Below are 23,314 nucleotides of genomic sequence, written 5' to 3'. Positions count from 1 at the left end.
TATCCTTGAGTCAACTCGGCTGCCGCTCAGGCATTACAGCATGATCTCGATCATTCCGGTCATGATGAAGGCGGTTTGAAGCATGGTCTTGAATCCGGACAAGAACCGGTACAACCGGCCCCTGGCTTTCAGCAGGTTCCACATCTTGAAGGTGTAGTTTACGTTGAACCGGCTGGTCCATTTAAACTTCCAGGCATAGCTGCCTGCTCCGCAGTCGAGCCGCTTGCCGAGCTTCTCCTTGAACAAATGCTCCAGCGTTTCGATCATGAGCACGTTGGCCAAGCCGTGAGAAGAAGAATATTCGGGGGCGTAACCCGAATTCCAATCGTACAGAACATCCTTGTACAGATAGCAGATGCTGTAGTTGATAATTTCCCCGCGTTCATCCTCGAGCAGAAAGACGACCACCCGATCGTTATTGCGGAAAAGCCGTCTGAGAAACTCGTCGGTGTACTGGTTTTCAAACAGGCTTCGCCTTTCGGACCTGCCTTTTTCGGACTGCAGGTACTCCTTGAGAAGGAGGTGAACCCGGGCTACACGATCGTAGATTTCCGCGTTCTGTTCGCCGGTAACGACCTTAAACCGGTAGTTTACCTGTTTGCGGAACTTATCCCGCGTCTTTTTCATTTTGATAAAATCCTTCGTTTGGCTCAGCCGCTCGTAGGTCTCATGCTCCCTGATCGGGATCACCGGACAGGAAGTGAGATACTGCACATGTTCGTTATACTGCTCATGGCGAAGCAGGTAGTGGAGCAGCTGCGACTCCTGCGTCAGATGGATCAGTTCGAATTTGTCCCAGAGGCTGTCATGGGCGTGAAAAGCGCCGAACAGCTCCTTCAGGATCTTGATTTCGTTTCCGCTCCCCCTTTCGAGCAAAAAGGTGAAATAATCGCCCTGTCCGATAAAGCAAAGCGTGCTGCAGCTGAACAGCCTGCTGCGGTCACGGCGGATCATGAGCGGGGCGATCCCCACAACCCTGTTGTCCAGGAGGCAGCACACGATAAAAAGCCGTTTGCCCGGGTCCTTGGAGTGGGTTTTCCACCAGAAATAATTGAACTGGAACGTACTGTAATAGGTCGCATCCGGATCCTGAAGCTCCAACCGCTCCCAGTCTTCCTGAAGGCTTTGAAACCCCTCCATATCGGTCACAATTCGGGTATTCATAGCTCGGATTGGACTCCTTTCATGGACATATTGGACTTCTGCTTGAGCACCTGCCGGATCATCCCTCCCAGCTCCGCCCGGGTCACCAGCTTGCACAGCAGGCATAAGTAAACGAAGCCGCAGCAGAGAATTCCATTAAACAGAATCTCCAGCAGCACGGAGTGGATGACCTGCATCAAGACGAAATAAATGCCGTAAATCGGCAGGGTAACGGACAAGTACTTGTACGGAAACAGCAGACCGAGCCCAATCGAATAATACTTGGTGCCAAATCGGTAAAACAAATAATTCGAAGCCATATAAGCGATCACGGTGGATATGGCCGATCCGTACAGCCCAAGAAGCGGAATAAGCGCCACGTTACAGCCGACGTTGATCAGAGCGGCCGTGATGATAATCATCGAGTACAGCTTCATTTTTCTGGCGATATGGAGCCCCAGCGCATAGAAGTCGGCCGCACCGGCTAAAAAATACGAAATCGCCACGATCGGGATAATGTAGTTCGCATCCCGGTATGCCTCGGTGGCAACCAGCTGCGTGGCAATGTTGGCAAACAGCGAGAGCCCGAGCACGCACAGCCAGCCTACGAAGTTGTACAGCCTGAACATGTTACGGATCTGCTCCGGTCCGGCCGTTTCCTTGTACATTGCGTATTTGAACGGCGTGAATACGGACATGAACGGGTTGATGAACACCGGATTGATCAGCATACCGATTTTATAACCGATGGAATATACCGCTACCGAAGACAGGTTCAGAAAGCCCTTGATTAGAAAACGGTCGCTGAGGGACAGAACCCACGCGGAGACATCGCCTATCATCAAACCCGTGCCGTAGCCGAGCATCATCCGCAGCTTCCGGATACTCAGCCTGAAACGGTACTGCCGGATATGAATGAGGAAAAGCAGGACGAACACCGTCAAGTGGCCGCAGAGCTGAGCCTGCAGAATACCGAGAACCCCCATCTTCAGCACCAGAAAAAAGTACAGGGCGTAGACCAGCGTGAACGCCACGGTGGCGATTTGGATGCTGCTGGCGAGCAGCGCCTTAAACTGCATCGTATAGTAGCTGGAATAGATCAAGTTATGACAGGCCAGCACCGAGCTCATCACGACATAGGGAATAAACAGATGGGTGGAATCTGAGAACTGAACGAACACATGGGGGTAGATCCAGGGATTTACGGCCCATGTCACGAGGATAAATGCCAGCCCCCACAGCAGGGAAAAATTCACCGCCGTATTTCTCAGCTCCAGCTTGTTGTCGTAATCATGGTAAAACCGGACCATGCCCGAATATACGCCCAGCGTAATCCCGAGCGCCAGCAGCTGCTGAATGCTGAGAATGATGTCATATTGTCCGTACTGCTGCTGGCTTAAGTTGCGGGTGTACAGCGGGATGAGGATTAGGTTCACCATTTGGGTCATCAGGGAGGAACAGAAATAGGCGACGCCGTTGGAGAGAATTTTTTTATTTTCCATAGACCTCCACAGCCGGCTTGCCACTCGGCGATTCCTTTCCTGCAATGCTGGAATAGACCTGGATGAGCTCCGCCGCATAATCCCTTACTTGAAGGTTCTGCAGCTGCTCCTTGTAATGCGGATAGCGTTCGATGATGTCGCTAACTTTGGCGGCAAGGTCCGCCAAGTCCCGGGAGCGGAACACGACCGTCCCCTCCGGCCGCCTGCATACGTCGCTCGCCGCGCAAGGAATGCGTCCGTGCAGCGACTCCGCAATGGACATGCCGTAACCGTCCGTGTTCGTCGGCCGGATGAATAAGTGGCTCTTCTTCAGAATCGGATAGAACTCCGTATCGTCCACTTCATAGAACATGACGTCGCCGTTGAGGCCGTGCTCGTCGAGCTCCCGTTGAAGCCTCATGTAATGGTTTCGTTCTTCCCCGCTTTGCACGGAGACCCCCATAACCGCAATCAACAGCCGGATCCGGCTGCCGCGTCCGCGCAGTTCCTTCATCAGCTGGATCAACAAATCGAAGCCGTACAAATCCTCCCCGCGGTAAAACCGGACATAGCCGTTCGCACAAATCGCAAAATCCGCCTCTTCTAAAAACGTGTACACCCCGGCAGGGATGGCCCTGGCCTCCTCTGCCCGGTCCGGCGGGTGAATATATGCCGGGATGGTTACCACTTGGTCATGACGAAATCCCCGTTCGCGCAAGAACCGGGTCGTGTCCTCATTGACGCATATGATCAGGTCGATGCTCTTCAGGCTGCGGAGAAGAATCCGCCGCCTCAGTGGACCGGAATGCCGGATCTGATCTTCCAGATTGACGCCGTGAACCGTCAGGATGATTTTTTGGCCAAGCCGTTTATACAGCCCAAGCAGACTGCGAAGCCGCGGGTCGATCGTATGGAAATGGAGAATGTCCCCCTTCAGAAAAGGGATCTTGAACAGAAACCGCCGGTACCGGTTCAAAGGATGGACGTGTGGGCTGCGGGCCGCGCCCTTGGCTTCTTCGTTGTATATCTCATAATCGATGCCCTGCTGCTCCATGACGGCGGACAGACGGCTGAGATGGACGGATACGCCGCCGCGCGGAGGCGGAAGCGGACCGATGAATACGATTTTCATGGAAGGATCACCCCGTTCACTTGAGCTGCTGCGATTGTTTACTAAGTCTACCTGTGTATCTGCTGCGATTTCCAACGTATGCGGGTACGTAGCCCTTCCGGATGACTGCTGCGGATCCGGATCAGCCGGCTTGCGCTCCTCACGCCATATCGTTCCGAAACCCAGGAATCTTCCAGCTGGACGGCGGATGCCCCCTCAAAACTCATATGTATCGTTATTCCAGCTTGGCGAATGTGGACTATGTCATCCGTAATAGCTGCAGCGGCACCCGGCGCGAGCATGAATGAAGCCGTAAATTCCCGGATCTCCCGGATCTCTTCCGCTCCCGGTGACACCGGATCCAGACGGTCGGACAGCGTCAGTTCTCCCTCGCGAAAATCAAACACGCGCCGATGGATGACGCCGCACTTGCCGGCATAACCCGAATGGCTGCCTGCGAAAAAGCTTTCCCTGAACGCATCACAGCGCGCGAAAGACTGCTCCCGCATCAGAAACAGCTCATGTTCATCAAAATCGTTTTGTTCATGCCCGCCAACTTGAACGGTGTTATGCATGCCCGTACTGCGGAACAGGTTGCGCAGCCGGTAATCGGCGGAGTAAATATAGGCACCCGGATCGACAAAGATATCCTGGCCGGACACCTGAAGCTCAAAGCTCAGCTGGTCGTTGTGGCTGTGGGCCCCCTGGCCGCGAAAAGACAGCTCTCCGCAGCGCACCAGGCAGTACGCCAGGCTGCTGCGCAGCACATAATAGCCGCCGTCCGGATACGCCGCGGAAAGCCGGGGCGAGGGCGCGCGTTCAGGCTCGCCATAGGTCCGGTGCGAGGGAGGCAGCCCCGCAATCCACATCGCTTCCTCACGGTGCAGGCGTCCGGCGGTGCGGAAATCGTCGCGGTCGAACAGCTCGCCGGCCACGGCCAGCATATAGCGGCAATCCGCCGGCGACAACCGGCCGTAACCGGACGCGATCATCACCCGTCCGTTGTCCGCGTCGCCGACGATCGGCGTTCGCCCGTCGGGTTTCATGAGGTCCAGCATGAACTCGTGCATCTTCTCGAGCCGCTTCATGTAATCCGGCGTGAATTCGATCCCGTTGCTGCGGCACCAGACCGAAGACAGGACAAACAGCTCGGCGACGAGCCGGTGATAGGAAGTGGAAGCCTCATAGTTCGATCCGTCCCCGTTCACCTGCACGAACATTTCCCGCTCGGTTTCCCGGATGCCGTAAGCGAGCCACTCCTTGGGGCTTGATCCGCTTATTCCTTTGCCGTGCACCTCCATATCCCCAAAATAAAGGCCCAGCCCGATCAACCCGGTGAGATTGGATAAATAGTGGTTTCCCGTATGCTCGCCCGTGTTCTCCAAATTGTTCATAATAAACCCGCCGTGCCTGTACAGCGAGGCATGAAGCCGGTCCCAGAACGCTTCAGGCAGCGAAGGGCTGTCCCGAAAAAAATAGATGCCCGCAATCCAGTTGACGGCACGGATCGCCACATCCATCGCGCAGGTCCAGTTTACCGACATTTCGGGTGGATTCTCCTCGATCCAGTCATCCAGCTGGGCTTGAAATTCAAGCGCATACCCTTCTCTGCCTGTCAGCCAATAAGCTTTCCCCAACGTGAAGACATGCTGAAAACGCGAAAGCTCCCAGGGAACCTTCACGTCAGCCCGGTTCGATAAATCGACCGTTCGGATTCGTTTATAATACCGGGGCTCCCAGCGGAATCCCGTCTTGAAGTCTTCGTGCCAGGGAAGGCGCTCCCCGAGGATCACGGGACCCGATCCCAGCAAATCGAACTCATGGGCGCAGATATGGTCCGCCCGCCGGATAATTTCCGTATCGGCACCCCCTTCGCGCAGCAGCTCGGTATACCGCTCCTTATCCTGGGGATCGAACAGGAAGCGGCCGCAGCTTCGGAATCCGCTAAACAGGCTCGGCTTCAGCACGGCCGGAGCCAGCCTGTGAAGGATGCTGAGATAGGCTGTGCGCGTTTCCTCAAGCGCTTTTTCCGCGACCTTGGCCGCCGCCGCATGCAGCGGCATCCTGCGAAGCTTTTTTACTTTCATCATCAGCGTGGACATCAATGCACACCGACCCGTTCCCGGGGCAGCTCACTGAAGAAACCCCTGGTATCGATTACGATTTTTTCCTGAAGCAGGTTGCGGTCCATGTAGGAGAAAGCGTCGTGATTCACGAGCAGCAGCACGATATCCGCCTTGCGGACCGCCTCCACCGCTTCAAGCAGATGAACCCCGGCTGCCGCGAGCGAGGCCGGCAGAAGCTGGATATGCGGCTCCACTGCATAAATGTCCCCGATCCGGGCCTTCGCCAAATGCTCCACGATCGCAAGCGCCGGGCTTTCCCTCAGGTCGTCGATGTTCGCTTTAAAAGAAAGCCCCAAACAGGCAATGACGGGCGACTTCAACCGTTTGGCCCGCTCCGTCACCTTATTCACCACGTAACCGGGCTTATAGTCGTTAACGATTCTGGCGGTATGAATCAGCTTGGCCTGTTCCGGCGCGGCGTGAACGATAAACCACGGATCGACCGCGATGCAGTGCCCTCCCACACCAGGTCCCGGCTGGAGAATGTTCACCCTTGGATGGTGGTTCGCCAGCCGGATCAATTCCCACACGTTGATGTCCAGCTGGTCGCAAATGAGAGACAGCTCGTTGGCGAACGCGATGTTGACATCGCGGAAGGAATTTTCAGTCAGCTTGGCCATCTCCGCCGTTTTGGCGTTGGTTTCAAGGATTTTCCCGCTGACGAACTGCTTGTAAAAGGCCACGGTTCGCTCGGTCGACTCGATATCGATCCCCCCGATAATCCGGTCATTTTCCACGAGCTCGCGGAGGATTTGCCCCGGCATCACCCTCTCGGGGCAATGGGCGACATAGATCCGCCGGGCGGCCTGCTGCGGTGAGCCGGACACGGTCAGGTCGGTCCGGGCGTCCAAAATCGATCGCGCAACCATCTCGGTCGTCCCCACCGGACTCGTAGATTCCAGGATGACGATATTGCCCGGCCGGAGAAAAGGAGCCACGGAAGCAGCCGCCTGTCTGACGTAAGACAAATCCGGCTTCTGGTTTTCCTCGAAGGGGGTCGGAACGGCCAGGATAAATACGTCGGCCTCCTCCGGTTCTTCCGAGACATGCAGCTGTCCGCTCTGGACGGCCGCCTTGACCATAATATCCAAATCCGGTTCCACGATATGAACCTCGCCCTGGTTAATCAGCTCTACCGCATGCCGGTTGGTGTCCACGCCATGCACTTCAAAGCCTTTAATCGCAAGCAGACTGGCTGTCGGCAGTCCGATATAACCCAGCCCCACGACGCAAATTTTTTTGACCATAAGTCCGCCCCTGCCTTCATTTCAAATGTGGTAATGACCTTTCTTTAACCGCTCATCCGGCTGATCAGGCTTGCCTATCACCGTTAGAGCTTCGGCTCCACGTTCTCGATTTGCAGAATCCGGTCCAGTTCCCTTAAGAGGGGCGTCCGCAGCTCTCCCTGGCGAAGCGCAAACTGAATGGTGGTCAGGATGTACCCGAGCTTCTCGCCGACGTCGAAGCGCTCCCCTTCGAATTCATAAGCCAGACAGCGATGCTTGACGATCAGCTGCTGAATGGCATCCGTAAGCTGGATCTCCCCGCCGTAGCCGGCCTTCTGGTGTTCCAGCAGGCTGAAAATTTCCGGGGTAAGCACATAGCGGCCCATAATGGCCAAATTCGACGGCGCCTCCCCCGGGACGGGCTTTTCGACCACTTTCCGCAGCTCAAAGGTCCGCTTGTCCGTGTCGTGGATCGCACTCGGGTCGATAATGCCGTACCGCGATGTGTGCTCGGACGGCACCTGCCCGACGCCGACGACGGAACAGCCGTGCTTTTCGTACTGCCGGACGAGCTGCCCGATGCAGGGCGTTTCCGCGCGGACGATGTCATCTCCGAGAAGCACCGCGAAGGGCTCGTCGCCGATGAAGTTCCGCGCGCACCATATGGCATGGCCGAGGCCTTTGGCTTCCTTTTGCCGGATATAGTGGATCTCTACGGCCGACGAACGCCGGACCATTTCCAGCACGTCCAGCTTCCCTTTTTCCAGCAGGCTGAGCTCGAGCTCGAAGGAGTAATCGAAATGATCTTCAATCGACCGTTTTCCCTTGCCGGTGACAATGATAATGTCCTCGATTCCCGCCTCGATCGCTTCCTCCACGATGTATTGAATGGTCGGCTTGTCGACGATGGGCAGCATTTCTTTGGGCATCGCTTTGGTCGCCGGCAGGAAACGGGTTCCGAGTCCGGCAGCCGGGATAATGGCCTTTTTCACTTTTTTCACTTGAATAAACCCCCAACTTCATAATGTGGTATCCTTCGGTTTTATGTTTTTTTCTGTTCATCAGGATGAAAGGATGAGCTATACCGCCTGCAGGCAGCATAGCTCATGCTTCCATCCGAAGCATGAGCGTTTTACGGGCATTGAACCCGACCTCACATCACACTCTCGACGATAAACGTCTAAGGTATCCGAATACCCACAGCGTGACCGAGTGCCTACCCGTGATAAAGGTACAGTAGACATAACCTGTAAAAACATGCTTCATTAACAAGTGGTTTCCTTGACACCCAAGAGTCTATTGATGACCGTAATAACGGTACTGGTTCGCCTCGGATTTACTATACTTTTTCTGATTCAGAACGACGCCGAGAATCGTTGCCTTCGCAAGCTCCAGCTTCTCTTTCGTTTTCTGAATGTACTCCCGCTTGACCTTGCCCGACAGAACAACGAGGATCACCCCGTCGCACACGGAAGAGACGATTAAGCCGTCGGCGACGGCCATTACCGGTGAGGTGTCGATCAGGATGATGTCGTATACAGGCTTCCAGCCGTCGATCACTTCCTGCAGCCGGTCCGAAGATAACAGCTCCGTCGGATTCGGAGGAACCGGGCCGGCGGTCACCAGCGACAGGTTATCCACCACGGTCGTTTGCACGACATCACCGAAAGCGCATTGTTCGGCGAGAAGATTCGAAAGCCCAAGCCGGTTCGGCACGTTAAAAATGCTCTGAAGCGATGGGTGCCTGAGATCAGCGTCGATCAGCAGCACGTTTTTTCCTTCCTGGGCATAGGCCACCGCCAGATTGCTGATCGTCGTCGATTTCCCTTCCCCCGCCTGGGTCGAGGTCACGGCAAGCACATGCAGCTTTTGATTCCAGCCGGAAAATTGGATGTTGGTCCGGATGTTGCGGTACCCTTCCGAGATCGACGACCTGCGGTTGACATTCATGATCAGCTTGTTCTTATTGGCTGACTGACGCATACTTTTCACCTGCCTGTTGTTTGGATCGGGCGGTTGCCCTCGTTCGCAAGTCCCGCTTGTTCATTTTCCGGATCGCGCCCAAGGTCGTAAGCTCAAGATACCTCTCCACGTCCTCATCGGACTTGATCGTGTCATCCAAGTACTCCATAAACAGCACCACGCCGACGATGATCATGAACGATGCGGCAAAAGCGATAATGATATTCAGGAGGACATTGGGACTGACCGGATCGGGAGCACCCGTCGACAAGGTACTGTCCAAAATCGAAATATTGTCCACTTTCATGATTTGGGGGATTTCATGCTTGAACACGAGCGATACGGCGTTCACGATCTCTTTGGCATGCTCGTAGGAGGCATCGCGGATTTTAAGCTCGATGATTTGCGAGTTTTGGGTCGTTACGACCTCAACCCGGTCCATCAAATCCTGCGCAGTCTCATGCAGACCGGGGTACTGGGCGACGACCTTTTCCATGATGGAAGCGGAGCTGATGATGACCTTATAGGAGTTGATCAGCATAATGTTTGAATTGATTTCATTAATATCTAGCGTCGGTTTTCCCCCGCTGTCCAAATTCGACTTATTGACAATCATCGTGCTGCTTGCTTCATAAACCGGCTTCATGACATAGATGCTGTAGGCACCAGTGCCGGCCGAGCACAAGACCACCACCAATAAGATCAGCCAAAGGCGCTTTCTTAACATCTGCAGCAGCAGCTTGAATTCCATAATCATTCCCCCAAATTTCATCGAATGGTTTCCGTCCGCTCTAGACAGTAGGCTGATGAAACGTTCTGATCTCCTTTCCGCTGATGAGCTGCACCGCATGGTCCTCCAGGTTCTTCCGAAAGCCTGCACCACACAGCTTGTCGATGATACCAAGCCCCTCCTGCGCGTAAAATTTCCGCCGGACCGTGTTGTGCGCATCCGATCCAATCAAATGGACCAGCCGGTGTTTGCATAGGTACGCAGCCGTGCTCTGTACCGATTCCCCAAAAAATCCGGCAAGCGACTGTGTTGTGACCTGCAGCAGGACACCGAAGTCCCGAATCCATTCCACCACTTGGTCGGGCTGATCGATAATCCCCAAATTCCGTTCAGGATGAGCAATGACGACCCGAATATCGGCCCGTTTCATGAAGGCAAGAAAATCTGTGAAATACCCGGGTACCTTGCGGGAGGGGAGCTCTACGAGTAAATAGCGGCTGCCGGCAAGCGTCTGGATCCGTCCACGCCGGAATTCGGTAGGATAACGTTCGGTAAGGTGATACTCCTGTCCAGGGAGCACCTTCAGGGGGATGCCGAGGCGCTTGAGCTTGGCGTTAAACCGTTTTACACGGCGGTTGATCTTTTTGGCGGAGTTCAAATAATGTCTCTCACGGTGGTGCGGGGTGGCGATGATGGTCGTAATCCCCTCATCCACTGCAGCCGCAGCCATGCGAAGTGCTCCATCGATCGTTTTCGGCCCGTCGTCCACGGCTGGCAGGATATGGCAGTGTGTATCGATCATACGTATCAGCATCCATCTCTTTGATTTTTGAAAAACAACGAAACATTATGTATCATTAAGTTAGGAAACTCGACAGAATGTGCACTGGTTCCTGCTTCCTGGTGTAACCGTTTGTGACGAATTGCGTCTTTATTCCTGGAATTGGCTTAATCTATGAATAAAGATTGAGCTTCCAAGAGGAGAATGAACCTGTTTTTTTGGGTAAATCGGTTCAAAAACGGCTTTCACTATTGACGACACTGTTAATTTACGATACATTTTGTATCATGTCAAGCGTTATTTAGCAGGTCCAAATGCTCATGCATACCCGGGTATCCAAGGGGGGAAAGAAATGAATTACGGCAACCGAATATCAGAGCTCAGGGAGCAGAGAAAATTAACTCAGGAGGCATTGTCCATATCCCTTGGGATCAGCCGGGCGGCCTTGTCCCACTACGAGAAGAACCGCAGGAAACCGGATTTTGATACGCTGTCGAAGCTGGCTGATTATTTTCAGGTGTCCATAGATTATTTGCTTGGACGCACGGAGGTAGCCGCGGCGGACGCAAATTCGGATACAGCCAATCCGGCCGATTAACCGACCTGTTGGTTACATGAACTTTTGTCCTATCCTCCCAGCAAAGACAGGCATGTACACGAGACGCCAAAACGTGTATAATACGATAGCAAACATATGTTTGCCTGCAATCATCCATATGTCAGTCAGAGGAGGAGAAATGAAGGGTTCGACACATCTCGCAATAGGCGTTGTGATCGGTGCTGCCGCCGCAGCCCATTATCCGTTTACGCTGAAGCATGCAGCGATGTACATCGCGGTTTCCGCCTTATCGGCGCTCAGCGCAGACCTCGACGGCCCCAGCATGCTCAGTTCTACTCTCGGCCGATTCTCGAAATGGCTCAGAGAATGGCTGTACTGGTCCGGGCTGCTGCTCGTGATCGTCATGGGGTACCTGTATATCGCCAAAGGGAGCTTCTATCTCGAATATTCCATCTTGGCGCTCGTCCTGTTTCTGCTCGGACTGATCATTAAAGACGGCATGATCCGTAACGTGCTCGTCAGCCTGATTGGCTGCATATTGATTTATGCCGGAATACATAACGCCATGGTCTGGATGTCCGGACTGGGCGCATTTGTGGGTATCGCCCCTTGGCTCAAGCACCGCGGCATGACCCATACCGTCTGGGCGGTTTGGCTCTGGGCATGGATCAGTTCCGGACTGGAGGCATACCTCGGTCTGGAAGGGATCATGCTCGTAGCAACCGCGGGGTACTTGTCCCATCTGATCGCCGATTCGATGACGCCAAGCGGTGTGAAGTGGCTGTATCCGCTCTACAGGAAATCCTTTAAACTTCCGTTTAAATAGACTCTGTAGTTAGACGATCCATCTTTGAACCGGGAAAGCTGCTGTTTCATCAGCCATACTTCGTTAATATTGGCCTCATAACCGACATAAGCCTCCTGTTATTTGTCAGCCTTCTGCACTTCATGCTGTGCGGAGAAGACAAATGCCACGGGAGGCTTTTGTTCTGTGGCTTGATCCGGAAAATGGGAATATGATGTATATGATTCCACCTTTTTCCGAATACTTTTAACTTGGAGGACTACCAAGGCGCGATATTGTTACGTCATGCTGGAGTTAGCTTTGTGCGCGCGTCATGTTTTGGCTTAATAGGAAATGTTTATTTTTTGGTTATACAGAATGAACTAAAGAAATGAATGTTATAGATCTCTACCGGGCCGTTGTAACAGCAAGTTCAATACCAAACTTTAGTTCAATCTATTTATATAAAAGGAATAAACCCAAGAATGGAGCGAGGAGACTGGAGTCCGTGGCCAGCAAATCAATAATGGCGGTATGGGTCAGCCTCGTCAGCAACGTCCTGCTGACCCTTCTCAAAATCATCGTCGGTCTGTTATTCGGCAGTAAGGTTCTCGTAGCCGACGGGATTCATAATGCAGGCGATGTCGTGGCCACGATAGCGGCACTCACCTCGGCCATGGTATCCCGTAAGCCGGCGGATGAAGATCATCCCTACGGTCATGGGAAAGCCGAAGCGATTGCATCAGGCATCGTGGCGATCATACTTGTCATGGCGGCGCTGCTGATGGTGTATAAATCGATCGAGTCGCTGTTCGTTCCCCCGGCCGAAGCCAGCTGGATCGCGCTCGCGGCTGCGCTGGTTTCCCTGATCTGGAAGCAGATCCTGTACATGTACTGCATCCGGATCGGCAAGGCCGAGAACAGCCGCAGCCTGATCGCCACGGCCTACGACCATATCGCGGACGTCTACGCTTCCGCAGCCGCATCCATCGGGATCGGCATTTCGCTGCTTGGCGAAGCCTATCATATCCCTTATACGGAATACGGCGACCCGGTGGCCGGGATTATCGTATCGTACCTGGTGATCCGGCTCGGGTACAAAATGGGACAGGAGTCCATCGATATTCTGATGGACAAGAACATTACGAACGAGCAGCTGGCCATGTTGAGCTCGATCATCTACTCCGTTCCCAACGTGAAGCGCGTCGACAGCATCCGGGCCCGGGAGCTCGGCAACGCCATCATCGTCGACGTCAAAGTCAGCGTCCCCAACCATCTCACCGTACAGGAAGGGCATGATGTCAGCCGGGAAGTGAAAAAAACGATCATGGAGCGAATGAAGCAGGTGGCTGACGTCATGGTGCACCTGAACCCATGGTACGATGACGGACAAGAGGCTGTCCCATCCAGGCTGAAGTAGCCTGGGGGGACAGCCTCTTAGTATTTTACAACCTCGGTTCCATATTCCGGTGCTTAATGCCCAAGCGCATGATCAATTCGGCCATACCCGCCGCTCCAAATCCGCTTGGACGTCCACTCGGCTTCACCCTGCCAGAACGGATCGGTCTCCGGCAGCGCGAGAGGCAGCAGGACGGTCGCGCATAGATACAAGCTGCCCGTGGAAATATAACCCTCGCCCAGCTCCGGCTGGTGTCCGCTGAGGCCTATCCGCAGCCAGCCCCCGGCGTCGTATGTTCCGGCCGGCTCGAAGCAGCGTTTCATGACGGCCGTCAGCGCGGCGCGCACCTGCGCCGCGTCCAGCCCTTCCGGCAGCCGCCGCTGCCAGGCCAATTGAGCCAGCAGATGGAAAGCGCCCGTCCGGTAGCTGATGGACCGGCCAACCACCGGAAAGCTGCCGTCCGGAGCGATCATGCGCTCCAGCTGCTCCGCGTACCGCTGCGCCCGGAGCAGTGCCGGCCCCTTGTGCGCCTCCCAGTCCGGCTGCAGCGCACCGGCGTGATCCAGCACGTCCAGCAGCATCGGGTGGATGACGAAGCTGTTGTAGTAGTCGGCGTGGTATGCCGGCCCGTCGCCGTACACTCCGTCGCCGGCGTACCACTGCTCCAGCTGCTTCAAGGCGTAATCGATCCGCATCGGATCCCAGTCCCGGTCGCTGAACCGGGCCAGAGCCGTCTCGATCACCGCCGAGAACAGCAGCCAGTTGTTGAAAAATGGCTTGCGCGTACGGGTCAGCTTCCAGGTGGATAGCCATCTCCGCTTCTGCTCGTCCGTTAACGGATCCCATAAGGCATGGGGCGCACGGAGAAATGCCTGGCACAAGAAGGCCGTGTCCACGATGGGCTGATGCCCTTCGCCAAAATTCAGCACGTCCGGGGAGGCCGGGTCGCAGGCCTGCTCCAGCGCTTGATGCGTCAGCCCCAGCAGCTCTGTGCGCAGCCGCCGCTCCTCTGCACTTCCACCCTCGGCCCCGAGCCAAGGGGCGATGCCGTCCAGCAGGCGGCCGAAGGCCTCCAGATGGGTATAAGCCTCCCGCCCTTCCCCGCTGCTCTCCACCGGCATCTCCGCACGCAGCCTTCCCTCCGCAAGACGGGTCAGTACCGGACGCGCCCAGCGTTCCAAATGATGAAGCCAATACAGCCGCTCTTCCCTGCCAGCATGTTCTGATTGTTCCGACATTCCTGTGTCTCCTCTCCCGGCTTCCCAGCCGGACCTAAGTTGGATGAAATCGCCGCATTCGCGCGGGCTTACAAAAGCCCCTCTCGTTCGCTACTGGCAGCGGTTCATGAACTCCACCATGCGGGTGTACGCGATTTTTTCGTTGGCCTTTTTGGTCATGCCATGACCCTCGTCCTCGAACACAATATACTCAACGTCACGGCCTTTGGCCTGCAGTGCCTCCACGATCTGGTCGGACTCTGCCTTGACCACCCGGGGATCGTTGGCTCCTTGAATGATCAGCATCGGATTGACCATCTGGTCTAGATACGTAATCGGCGAATCCTTGACGAACCGTTCGCGGTCGCGTTCCGGATCGCCGAGCCAGCGCTCCATGATCGACTTCCAGTGGTCCGGCACGGAATGGTAGAACGTGAACAGATTGCTGACGCCGAAAATATCCACGGCAGCCCGAAAATACTCCGGATTACGCCCGGCCAAGAGCAGGGTCATGTATCCGCCGTAGCTGCCGCCAACCACGAACAGCTTATCCCTTGAGGAAATGCCCTGCTCGAACAGCCACTCCATCCCCGCCAGGCAGTCCTTGCGCGGCCCTTCGCCCCAGTCCTGCTCCACCAGCTTCACGAACGAGCTGCCATAGCCTGTGCTGCCGCGGAAGTTGGGGCAGAAAATGTTGTAGCCCTGTGCGATAATATATTGGAACATCGACCGGAACTGCTTGCGCTCCGCGGCCTGCGGCCCGCCGTGCGGCCAGAATACGGTATACCCGTTGGCCGCATCCGCCTTCGCCCGGTACAGAAGCGCCTCCATATTCATCCCGTCAAAAGAGGAATAGGACACCACTTCGGGCGCGGACAGATCCTCCTCAGTCAGTCCGGTCAGCACGTTTTTTGTCAGCATCGTCCACTGTCCGTCCGCGTAACGGTACACATTCAGCGGCTTGACGGCGCTGCGCGCAAGCACGAACAGGCTCCCTGACCGGGTTACGGTCAGCTGGTGCACGATATCGCCGGGGAGCGGAATCGGCGTCAGCTCACCGGTGTCCAGCGCATAGGCGTACAGCCGGTCCTCGACCCCTCGGTCTGTCACCAGATACGCCGTCCGCGATTCCCGGTGCAGACGGATCAGGTCCACGCTTTCCCGTTCGATTTGCAGCCGTTGTTTAAACGTGCCGGTTGTCAGATCAAAGGAAGCCAAATAAGCAAAGTCAGCATCATAATCGGTGGCAAAAACCACCTCCCCGTCATTCAGAAAATGGACCTCACCCGCGTTATGGACCCGCCCGGGATCCGGCGTCAGGCACAGCTCCGCCTCGTCTCCTTCCCGGTGTAAATAACTGACGTTGTATGTATTGGCGTAGCTCTTGGTGTATGCGAAGGTCCGCTCATCCGGGCTGACAGCCACAAGGCTGGTCGTCGTTTCTTCGCCCTGCAGGAGCAGCCGGTCCTCTCCCGTGTCCAGGCGGTACACCCGGGAATTCAGGAACATCGGGTTATCCCGGGAGGTGCTGTAATACAGGCGGCTGCCGTCTTCGGACAGATGGACGAAGTAATGCTTCTCGTCTGGAGCACTCTCCGGAAAAAGCGGCAGCGGCTGTCCGCCGTTCCACTTCAGCGCGTGGAATTGGTAGTTTTCGTCGCCGTCGCGGTCAAACGCCGTCAGCAGATGCCTGCCCTCCGGGTCCGGCTTAATGAAGCTGGCCATTTGATCGTTGTACGTCAGCGGGTACGGATACGATGTATCCCCTTTCAAATCCATGGCCCACACATTGAATTTCCCGCTCAGGCTGGCGCTGAAGATAAGTCTCGACTCGTCGGCACTCACTCCGAAGCTGCTGATGACATAGCTCTGAAAAAACTGCTCCACATCCGGTTTTGGAAATGATATCATGCCTTCGCCTCCTTTAATTAGGTGTGATTAGGCGCTTATATATATGCTGCTGGAGTGATTCGTCGTGTTGTCCGCGCCTGTACGCTTTCCTACCCATTATATCGAAAAAAGGACCTGCGGAAGGGAGATCATCCCTACTTTTTTTCGCCAAAAAACCAAAAAGCCGCACCCCCAAGGTCCATGCATCCCGTTGCATCCTTCCTTGAGCGTACAGCTTTTTCCTGTTACAGCTGTCCAGCTTTATTAAATGATCGTATGCCTTGAATCAGGCTTTACGGAGCAGTTGTCTCCCGCCAAGATGGCCCAGCATATCCTTCGTCATGGCGTCCAGGTCGTAACGCGCCCGGAATCCCCATTCGGCCTTTGCCGCCGAAGCGTCGATCGAGTGCGGCCAGCTGTCCGCAATCGCCTGCCGCTTCGGATCGACGTCGTAGTCCAGCGTGAAGCCGGGGATCTCTTTGCGGATCGCCGCAGCGATCGCTTCAGGATCTACGCTCATAGCCGTCACGTTAAAGGAATTGCGGTGCGTCAACCGCGACGAGTCTGCTTCCATCAGATCAATAATGGCAGTCAGGGCATCCGGCATGTACATCATATCCATGTTGGTGCCCTTGGCGATATAAGACGTGTACTTGCCTTGAGTGACGGCCGCGTAATAAATTTCCACCGCGTAATCCGTCGTTCCTCCGCCGGGAGGCGTTACATAGGAAATCAGCCCGGGAAAACGGAGGCCCCGCGTATCCAGCCCATATTTATGGAAATAGTAATCGCACAGCAGCTCGCCGGACACCTTATTCACGCCGTACATCGTGTTGGGGCGCTGAATCGTGTCCTGCGGTGTATTGTCCTTCGGCGTCGACGGCCCGAACGCCCCGATGGAGCTTGGCGTAAAGAACTGGCATTTCAGCTCTCTGGCCACCTCCAGCGCATTCATCAGCCCGCCCATGTTCAGATTCCAGGCCAGGAGCGGCTTCTCTTCGGCCGTTGCCGACAGCAGCGCTGCCAAATGAATGATCGTATCGACCTGATATCGCTTGGCAATTTCATACATCGCCTTGTCATTGGTTACGTCCAGCAGCTCGAAAGGACCCGTCCGGGTAATTTCGTGGGCGGATGAACGCAGATCTGTCGCAACGACCGCGTCGTTGCCGTATATTTCACGCAGCTTGGCAACCAGCTCGGAGCCGATTTGCCCAAGCGCCCCTGTCACCAGAATCCTTTTCACGCGTCATTCCTCCTTGGAAAATTTACTAAAAGACGATTTTACCCGATCAGGTTCATTTCTTTACCGACTTTTTCGTATACACCAATAACCTGCTCCAGCATTTCCTTCGTATGAGCGGCTGTCGGCATGTTGCGGATCCGGCCCGTTCCCTTCGGCACCGTAGGGAATACGATCGATTTCGCATAGACGCCTTCCTCGATCAGCCGTTTGCTGAACTGCTGCGTCTTCACTTCGTCCCCGATGATGCAGGGGGTGATCGGTGTTTCACTGTGCCCGATGTCAAAACCAAGCGCGCGCAGACCGTCTTTCAGGAAACGGCCATTCTCCCACAGCTTCTCGACGAGCTCCTTGTCGTTCATCAGAATGTCCACCGCCGCGATGCAGGCTGCAATGACCGCCGGAGGCTGGGAGGTCGAGAACAGGAACGGACGGCTTCTCAGCTTCAGCCACTCAATCAGCTGCTTCGAACCGGCGACATAGCCGCCCACAACGCCTATCGCCTTCGACAACGTACCGATTTGAAAATCGATCCGGTCGGACAGGCCGAAATGCTTGACGGTACCCGCTCCTTCCCCCAAAACACCGGAGCCGTGAGCGTCGTCAACATACGTAATGAGGTCGAATTCCTCGGCAATCTTTACGATGTCCGGCAGCTTGGCGATATCGCCGTCCATCGAGAACACGCCGTCCGTGATCACCATGATTTTGTTGTACAAGCCGGATTCCTTGGCTGCTTTCGCCTGGCTTCTCAGATCATCCATGTCCGAATGCTTGTAGCGGATCACTTTCGCCTTCGACAGGCGGCAGCCGTCAATAATGGAAGCGTGGTTCAGCTCATCGGACAGGATGGCGTCGTTTGCGTCCATCACCGCAGAAATGGCCGCCATGTTGCAGTTAAAGCCCGATTGGTACACGATGACGGCTTCCGTGTGCTTGAACCCGGCCAGCTTCTCCTCCAGCTGGTTATGCAAATCCAGCGTGCCGTTGATCGTTCTGACGGCGCCGGCCCCCGCACCGTGCGTTTTGGCTGCCTGCACCGCCGCGTCGACCAGCCGGGAATCGGTGGCAAGACCCAGGTAGTTGTTGGAGGAAAGGTTAATCAAGGACTTTCCGTCAATTTGGATCACCGGGCCGTTCGGTCCCTGCACCGTATCAATCACGTTATATAATCCCTTGGCTTTCAGATCCTCAATGTTCGTGCTCAGAAACAAGTCCAATGCCTGACTTGCCATATCAATCCCTCCTCAATATACACATGTCCTCTCATAGTAGACAATTAAAATCCGTTTTATCCCTTGCCATTAAAGGATTTATTTAATTTTTAATGTATCACCTTTTACCCGTTTTGTACATCCACTGAGGACAAAAATATTTTGGTTTTTTACGGGTCGCAGCGGTGGCTGGGCCGATGAACAGCAGAAATGAAAAACAACTAAACCCGTGGTACTCGGAGTTTAGTTGTTTCGGGACCTTGCCTTTCACAGGAGAAAGGGGCTGGACACGACTTGCCGCCTAGCGCTGTTTGATCCGTTCTATTTCGTCTGCCCGGCTGTAAACTTCCTGGTCGCCCATTCCTCTGCAAATTCATTCAAATCGATCGACCTTCCTTGATGCAGCCGCGATTCTTCCGCCGCGAACGCCATCAGATGGCTGCGCACCGAAGCGCTTGCCGAAGTCAGGCTCTCCTGGCCGTTGTAGCCGCGGACTTCCTTGAGGAAGCTGCGGACGATGCCGCTGTCCCCGCCGCCGTGGCCGCTTGACTGGGACGGAATGGCGATGTCCGTCTGCTGATGGGTCAGAAAGTCGAAGACGGTGATCTTCCCTTCCTCGCCGCGGAGCTCTCCGCGCGTGCCCATAATCTGAATCCGCCGCTCCTGCTCGAAGGTAAAGCCGCACATGCTGAAGATCGCCGTGGCTCCGCCTTCAAACTCCATGTTGACCACCTGGTGGTCAACGACGTTGTTGTCGCTGCGGTAGACGCAGCGGCCATAGTCCGTCTCGCGCAGTCCCTGGATGATGCTCGCCTTCGTCAGTTCGGGCGTAAAATGTCCGGCCCACCCTTTGTATTGGTCGCTGAGGTAGAACCTCGGCGCCGAATACGGGCAATCGGGCTCGACTGCGCAGTCCAGGCAGCGGTCCGCCGAGCCTTCCGGCGCGCGGCCTTCATGAAAGTGCATCAGCGAGCCGTACGAGCTCACCCGCATGCACGGCTTATCCATAAGCCAGGACAGCACATCCATGTCGTGGCAGGATTTGGCCAGAATCATCGGGCTGGCCTTGTCCGAGTGATTCCAGTTGCCGCGGACGAAGCTGTGGGCGATATGCCAGTAGCCCACGTTCTCGTTCAGCTGGATCGAGGCGATATCGCCGATCGCCCCGCTGTCGATCACCCGCTTGATTGTGCTCCAGAACGGCGTGTACCGCAGCACGTGGCAGATCGTCAGCAGCCGGTCATGGTCCCTGGCCGCCTGCTCCATGTCCAGGCATTCGCCCGGATCCGGGGACATCGGCTTTTCCAGCAGAACGTGATACTTCTGCCTTAACGCCTGCATGGTCGGGCCGTAATGCATCCGGTCCTGCGTGCAGATGACGGCGATGTCCGCCATCCGTTCCGCGGCGAGCAGCGGCTCCCAGGATTCGTAGCACCGCTCCGGGTCAATACCGTGCTTCTCGGCAAAACGGATCCGCCGCACCGGATCCGCCTCCGCCACAGCCACAAATTCCAGCTCATGCGGATAATCCAGGGCGTATGGGGCATAACCTCCGGCTCCGCGCGCGCCCGCACCGATCAGAATCGCTTTCAGTTGCGTCATATCTTGTTCGCTCCTTTAATGTCACTCTATAAGCTGAAGAATTGAGCTGGATGATGGCGCAAGTACGTAAAATGTCCCTACGATCACTCTTGTTTTCGGATGACTTGATTTTATTTAAACCACATAGGGGAGAAATCCGAAAGCCAGAGCATATGCTTCCGATGCTAGCTTTCCTTTGGAAAGCTCTTAGACCGCTTCGCTTCTTCGGAATCATTTTACTCCCTTGCTTGTATCCTATTCTTTAGTTCAACCTATACCTTGCATTTACTTTGAATAACGGTCCGCTGCCGACTGATAGATGGCGATGTATTGGTCCAGCCCCATTTTTTGCAGCGTGGACACGTACGCATCCCACTCGTCAAAAGAGGCGTTGCCGGATATGAATTTGTCGCGCATTTCATCGACATAGGTCGTAATATCCGTCTGGATGCCTGTCAGGTCGGCCTGTTCCTCGGCGGTGAAGTTGAACGGCGGCCAGATTTGGTCCTGCGGCACGACGTGCGGCTCCGCTTTCTTGGCATTGTCCACGGATGTCGGCAGCCCCTCGGCTCCTTTAAAGTACTTCTGGGTGACGAAGCCGGGATAATACCCACCTGGCCAAATCAAGTACTGCCCCACCGCCTGGTCCAGATTCAGGCCGTTCGGGTTGTTTTTGATGTCGTCCACATAATCGACGCTGCCGTCGGCGTTTTCTTTATAGGTCTGGTCTTTCCAGCCCATGAAGAACATCTTGATGCCTTCGTCGCCGTAAAAATAGTCCATCCAGCGCACCAACGCCTCCGGATTCTTCGCTTTATCCGTCAGCACAAACATCCCGATGTTACCGAGCGGCGATCCGGTCGCGCTGAACATTTGGTCGCCATGCGGCCCTTTGAGCACCGGCAGCCCGACATAGCCTTTCTGGTTATAAATCGCGACCGGGTCGACGTTATCCACCACCCCAATCAGCCCTTCCATCCCTTTCGCATCCACTTCGGTGCTCTTGACCGACATGATGTCCTGCTCCAGCAGGCCGTCCTTGTAGAGCTTGTTGACATACTGAAGCAGCTCTTTGTAGCGCGGATCGGTCGGGATAAAGCGGACTTTACCGCTGTCCGGATTGGTATCAACATAAATATTCGACGTTCCGTGGTTGTTCAAGCCGAAAGAGCCGCGCAGGTAATTGACCACCCCTGCCGCTCCGACCGCTCCCCACGCGATTTCGTCCTTCTGTCCATTGCCGTTCGGGTCGTTCTCCTTGAACGCCTTCAGCATGCTGTAAAAATCGTCCAGCGTCTGCGGTTCCTTCAGGCCCAGCTTGGTAAGCCACTCCGATTTTACCCATGGCGTCCCGTACAGCACGGACTTGAACTCCGGATCATACAGTGTCGGCAGGCCGTAAATGTTGCCGTCCGGCATCGTGATCCCTTTTTCGATGATCGGGTACTTTTCCATCAGGGCTTTAAAGTTGGGCGCATATTTGTCGATCAGGTCGTTCAGCGGAAGAAAAGCGCCTTGTTTGCCGTATTTGAGCAGGTCGGCCCGGGGAAACGCGGAGGCGTAGAACATTTCCGGGTAATCGCCGCCTGCCAGCAGCAGATTGCGCTTCTCCGCCAGATTGTCCTTCTGGACCGTGTCCCACTGAACGTGGATATTCGTCATTTTCTCGTATTCCTGCCACAGCTTGATGTTGTTCCAGTCGGCATTGGCGAAAAACTTGCCTGCAAAGGCGGTCACCGTCAGCTTGTCGGTTACGATCGGCATCCCGGTCTCATTGATTTGTCCCCCGGCCGATCCCCCGCCCTTCGATTCCGCGGCTGCGCCGCCTTCCTTGTCTCCTGAACTGCATCCCGCCGCCAGCGATACCGTCAGCACGCAGGTCAGCAGCAGACTCCCCCATTGCTTCAGCTTCATCCAAGATTCCTCCCTTTGATCTGATTCCAACCACGATTCCATCATTTATCCATGCAAGGAATTATCCTTTGATGGCTCCGATCATGACGCCTTTGACAAAATAACGCTGCAGGAACGGGTAGAGCACGAGCACCGGAATGTTGGCCACTACCAGCACGGCGTATTTGATGCCTTCCACCTCGCGCTGCTGCTTGATCGCCGATTCGGTGGACATTTTGACCATGTCATTCGTCTGTCCCTGGATCAAAATTTCGCGGAGCACCAGCTGCAGCGGGAACTTGTCCTTGTCTGTCAGGTAGAGCAGCGCGTTAAAAAATGCGTTCCAATGGCCGACCGCATAAAACAATATCGTGACCGCGATGATCGGCATCGAGAGCGGCAGCATAATGCGTGTCAGAATCTGAATGTTGGAGCAGCCGTCGATCGTCGACGCCTCCTGCAGCTCATGCGGGATGGACTGCTGGAAGAAGGTCCGCATAATGATGATGTTCCAAATGGAAACGGCGTTCGGAATGATCATGACCCAGAGGGTGTTCAGCATGCCGAGGTTTTTGATCAGCAGGTATGTAGGGATCAGGCCGCCGCTGAAAAACATCGTGAACACCAGCAGCGCCATAATGGCGTTTCTTCCGACAAAGTCTCGGCGGGACAACGGATAAGCGGCCAAAATCGTCATGACGAGATTGATCGCCGTCCCCAGGGTCGTATAAATGAGCGTGTTGGTAAAGCCGCTGATGATGTCTTTGTTCTGAAAAATTTTCTCGTATGAGTTCAGGTTGATACCCTTGGGCCACAGCAGCATTTCACCGCGCAGCACCGTCTGCGGGTCACTGAACGAAGCGCTGAGCACAAACACCAGCGGGTACAGCACCACCAGCGTAACCAGGATCAGAACGACGTAGTTGATCACGTTAAAAATGCGGTCTCCCTTGGATTCGATAAGCATGCCTCAT

At 55.2% G+C, this 23,314-nt stretch carries 18 protein-coding genes and 1 pseudogene; 3 read left to right on the top strand and 16 right to left on the bottom strand.

The window, feature by feature from the left end:
* Positions 1 to 33 precede the first annotated feature (33 nt).
* The 9 genes from FHS19_RS01850 to FHS19_RS01810 all read right to left on the bottom strand — a co-directional run bounded on the left by FHS19_RS01850 (position 34) and on the right by FHS19_RS01810 (position 10,581).
* Entirely contained in the window at positions 34 to 1,164 is a 1,131-nt protein-coding gene (locus FHS19_RS01850) for a GNAT family N-acetyltransferase (RefSeq protein WP_183577817.1), read from the bottom strand.
* The gene (locus tag FHS19_RS01845) at positions 1,161 to 2,645 is read right to left on the bottom strand and encodes a lipopolysaccharide biosynthesis protein (RefSeq protein WP_183577814.1); all 1,485 of its coding nucleotides are present in this window, start codon (positions 2,643 to 2,645) and stop codon (positions 1,161 to 1,163) included. The genes FHS19_RS01850 and FHS19_RS01845 overlap by 4 nt, the downstream gene beginning before the upstream one ends.
* Positions 2,635 to 3,756, bottom strand: coding sequence for a glycosyltransferase family 4 protein (locus tag FHS19_RS01840; RefSeq protein WP_183577811.1), 1,122 nt, complete (start codon positions 3,754 to 3,756; stop codon positions 2,635 to 2,637). Before FHS19_RS01840 ends, FHS19_RS01845 begins: the two co-directional genes overlap by 11 nt.
* A 47-nt stretch (positions 3,757 to 3,803) precedes the next feature.
* Positions 3,804 to 5,837 carry a heparinase II/III family protein gene (locus tag FHS19_RS01835; RefSeq protein ID WP_183577809.1) on the bottom strand — a complete coding sequence of 678 codons (2,034 nt, stop codon included), beginning with the start codon at positions 5,835 to 5,837 and terminating at the stop codon, positions 3,804 to 3,806.
* On the bottom strand, positions 5,837 to 7,108 hold the full coding sequence (gene wecC, locus FHS19_RS01830; RefSeq protein ID WP_183577806.1) for a UDP-N-acetyl-D-mannosamine dehydrogenase: 1,272 nt from the start codon (positions 7,106 to 7,108) through the stop codon (positions 5,837 to 5,839). The genes FHS19_RS01835 and wecC overlap by 1 nt, the downstream gene beginning before the upstream one ends.
* A gap of 83 nt (positions 7,109 to 7,191) precedes the next feature.
* Positions 7,192 to 8,088: a UTP--glucose-1-phosphate uridylyltransferase GalU gene (galU, locus tag FHS19_RS01825; protein ID WP_183577803.1), complete on the bottom strand. Its 897-nt coding sequence runs from the start codon at positions 8,086 to 8,088 to the stop codon at positions 7,192 to 7,194.
* A 295-nt stretch (positions 8,089 to 8,383) separates the two neighbouring features.
* On the bottom strand, positions 8,384 to 9,070 hold the full coding sequence (locus tag FHS19_RS01820; RefSeq protein WP_183577800.1) for a CpsD/CapB family tyrosine-protein kinase: 687 nt from the start codon (positions 9,068 to 9,070) through the stop codon (positions 8,384 to 8,386).
* Positions 9,051 to 9,800 (bottom strand): YveK family protein, encoded by a 750-nt coding sequence (locus tag FHS19_RS01815; protein WP_183577796.1) that lies wholly within the window; start codon positions 9,798 to 9,800, stop codon positions 9,051 to 9,053. Before FHS19_RS01815 ends, FHS19_RS01820 begins: the two co-directional genes overlap by 20 nt.
* Positions 9,801 to 9,840: 40 nt before the next feature.
* Positions 9,841 to 10,581: a tyrosine-protein phosphatase gene (locus tag FHS19_RS01810; protein WP_183577793.1), complete on the bottom strand. Its 741-nt coding sequence runs from the start codon at positions 10,579 to 10,581 to the stop codon at positions 9,841 to 9,843.
* 331 nt (positions 10,582 to 10,912) lie between these two features.
* Between FHS19_RS01810 and FHS19_RS01805 the strand changes: the two are divergent.
* The 3 genes and pseudogenes from FHS19_RS01805 to FHS19_RS01795 form a co-directional block, all read left to right on the top strand.
* Positions 10,913 to 11,113, top strand: a pseudogene (locus FHS19_RS01805) (helix-turn-helix domain-containing protein); the annotation flags it as partial.
* Positions 11,114 to 11,297: 184 nt separating this feature from the next.
* Positions 11,298 to 11,945, top strand: a complete 648-nt coding sequence (locus FHS19_RS01800; RefSeq protein WP_183577788.1) for a metal-dependent hydrolase — start codon at positions 11,298 to 11,300, stop codon at positions 11,943 to 11,945.
* 484 nt (positions 11,946 to 12,429) lie between these two features.
* Positions 12,430 to 13,323, top strand: a complete 894-nt coding sequence (locus FHS19_RS01795; protein WP_183581332.1) for a cation diffusion facilitator family transporter — start codon at positions 12,430 to 12,432, stop codon at positions 13,321 to 13,323.
* Positions 13,324 to 13,376: 53 nt separating this feature from the next.
* On the opposite strand, the gene FHS19_RS01790 is transcribed toward FHS19_RS01795, so the two are convergent.
* The 7 genes from FHS19_RS01790 to FHS19_RS01760 form a co-directional block, all read right to left on the bottom strand.
* Complete coding sequence (locus tag FHS19_RS01790; RefSeq protein ID WP_183577785.1) at positions 13,377 to 14,540, bottom strand: DUF2264 domain-containing protein; 1,164 nt, start codon at positions 14,538 to 14,540, stop codon at positions 13,377 to 13,379.
* Positions 14,541 to 14,630: 90 nt separating this feature from the next.
* The gene (locus FHS19_RS01785) at positions 14,631 to 16,430 is read right to left on the bottom strand and encodes a S9 family peptidase (protein ID WP_183577783.1); all 1,800 of its coding nucleotides are present in this window, start codon (positions 16,428 to 16,430) and stop codon (positions 14,631 to 14,633) included.
* A gap of 265 nt (positions 16,431 to 16,695) precedes the next feature.
* Complete coding sequence (locus tag FHS19_RS01780) at positions 16,696 to 17,655, bottom strand: L-threonine 3-dehydrogenase (protein WP_076168543.1); 960 nt, start codon at positions 17,653 to 17,655, stop codon at positions 16,696 to 16,698.
* A 38-nt stretch (positions 17,656 to 17,693) separates the two neighbouring features.
* The gene (locus FHS19_RS01775; protein WP_183577780.1) at positions 17,694 to 18,887 is read right to left on the bottom strand and encodes a glycine C-acetyltransferase; all 1,194 of its coding nucleotides are present in this window, start codon (positions 18,885 to 18,887) and stop codon (positions 17,694 to 17,696) included.
* 300 nt (positions 18,888 to 19,187) lie between these two features.
* Positions 19,188 to 20,468: a Gfo/Idh/MocA family protein gene (locus FHS19_RS01770; RefSeq protein ID WP_183577777.1), complete on the bottom strand. Its 1,281-nt coding sequence runs from the start codon at positions 20,466 to 20,468 to the stop codon at positions 19,188 to 19,190.
* Positions 20,469 to 20,732: 264 nt separating this feature from the next.
* The gene (locus FHS19_RS01765) at positions 20,733 to 22,361 is read right to left on the bottom strand and encodes an extracellular solute-binding protein (RefSeq protein WP_183577774.1); all 1,629 of its coding nucleotides are present in this window, start codon (positions 22,359 to 22,361) and stop codon (positions 20,733 to 20,735) included.
* A gap of 61 nt (positions 22,362 to 22,422) precedes the next feature.
* On the bottom strand, positions 22,423 to 23,307 hold the full coding sequence (locus tag FHS19_RS01760) for a carbohydrate ABC transporter permease (RefSeq protein WP_183577771.1): 885 nt from the start codon (positions 23,305 to 23,307) through the stop codon (positions 22,423 to 22,425).
* Between the last annotated feature and the right edge of the window lie 7 nt (positions 23,308 to 23,314).

This window comes from Paenibacillus rhizosphaerae (genome assembly GCF_014192015.1).
Lineage (GTDB): Bacteria > Bacillota > Bacilli > Paenibacillales > Paenibacillaceae > Paenibacillus_AQ > Paenibacillus_AQ rhizosphaerae.
Note: the sequence above shows the minus strand (reverse complement) of the source record. Positions and strands in the feature narration are given on the sequence as shown.

Bases quoted from the DNA above. Each gene is read 5' to 3' on its own strand.
- FHS19_RS01775 (WP_183577780.1), bottom strand. From the start codon at position 18,887: ATGGCAAGTCAGGCATTGGACTTGTTTCTGAGCACGAACATTGAGGAT.
- FHS19_RS01765 (WP_183577774.1), bottom strand. From the start codon at position 22,361: ATGAAGCTGAAGCAATGGGGGAGTCTGCTGCTGACCTGCGTGCTGACG.
- FHS19_RS01820 (WP_183577800.1), bottom strand. From the start codon at position 9,070: ATGCGTCAGTCAGCCAATAAGAACAAGCTGATCATGAATGTCAACCGC.
- FHS19_RS01760 (WP_183577771.1), bottom strand. From the start codon at position 23,307: ATGCTTATCGAATCCAAGGGAGACCGCATTTTTAACGTGATCAACTAC.
- FHS19_RS01770 (WP_183577777.1), bottom strand. From the start codon at position 20,468: ATGACGCAACTGAAAGCGATTCTGATCGGTGCGGGCGCGCGCGGAGCC.
- FHS19_RS01790 (WP_183577785.1), bottom strand. From the start codon at position 14,540: ATGTCGGAACAATCAGAACATGCTGGCAGGGAAGAGCGGCTGTATTGG.
- FHS19_RS01800 (WP_183577788.1), top strand. From the start codon at position 11,298: ATGAAGGGTTCGACACATCTCGCAATAGGCGTTGTGATCGGTGCTGCC.
- FHS19_RS01850 (WP_183577817.1), bottom strand. From the start codon at position 1,164: ATGAATACCCGAATTGTGACCGATATGGAGGGGTTTCAAAGCCTTCAG.
- wecC (WP_183577806.1), bottom strand. From the start codon at position 7,108: ATGGTCAAAAAAATTTGCGTCGTGGGGCTGGGTTATATCGGACTGCCG.
- FHS19_RS01785 (WP_183577783.1), bottom strand. From the start codon at position 16,430: ATGATATCATTTCCAAAACCGGATGTGGAGCAGTTTTTTCAGAGCTAT.
- FHS19_RS01845 (WP_183577814.1), bottom strand. From the start codon at position 2,645: ATGGAAAATAAAAAAATTCTCTCCAACGGCGTCGCCTATTTCTGTTCC.
- FHS19_RS01815 (WP_183577796.1), bottom strand. From the start codon at position 9,800: ATGGAATTCAAGCTGCTGCTGCAGATGTTAAGAAAGCGCCTTTGGCTG.
- FHS19_RS01795 (WP_183581332.1), top strand. From the start codon at position 12,430: ATGGCGGTATGGGTCAGCCTCGTCAGCAACGTCCTGCTGACCCTTCTC.
- FHS19_RS01840 (WP_183577811.1), bottom strand. From the start codon at position 3,756: ATGAAAATCGTATTCATCGGTCCGCTTCCGCCTCCGCGCGGCGGCGTA.
- FHS19_RS01810 (WP_183577793.1), bottom strand. From the start codon at position 10,581: ATGATCGATACACACTGCCATATCCTGCCAGCCGTGGACGACGGGCCG.
- FHS19_RS01835 (WP_183577809.1), bottom strand. From the start codon at position 5,837: ATGTCCACGCTGATGATGAAAGTAAAAAAGCTTCGCAGGATGCCGCTG.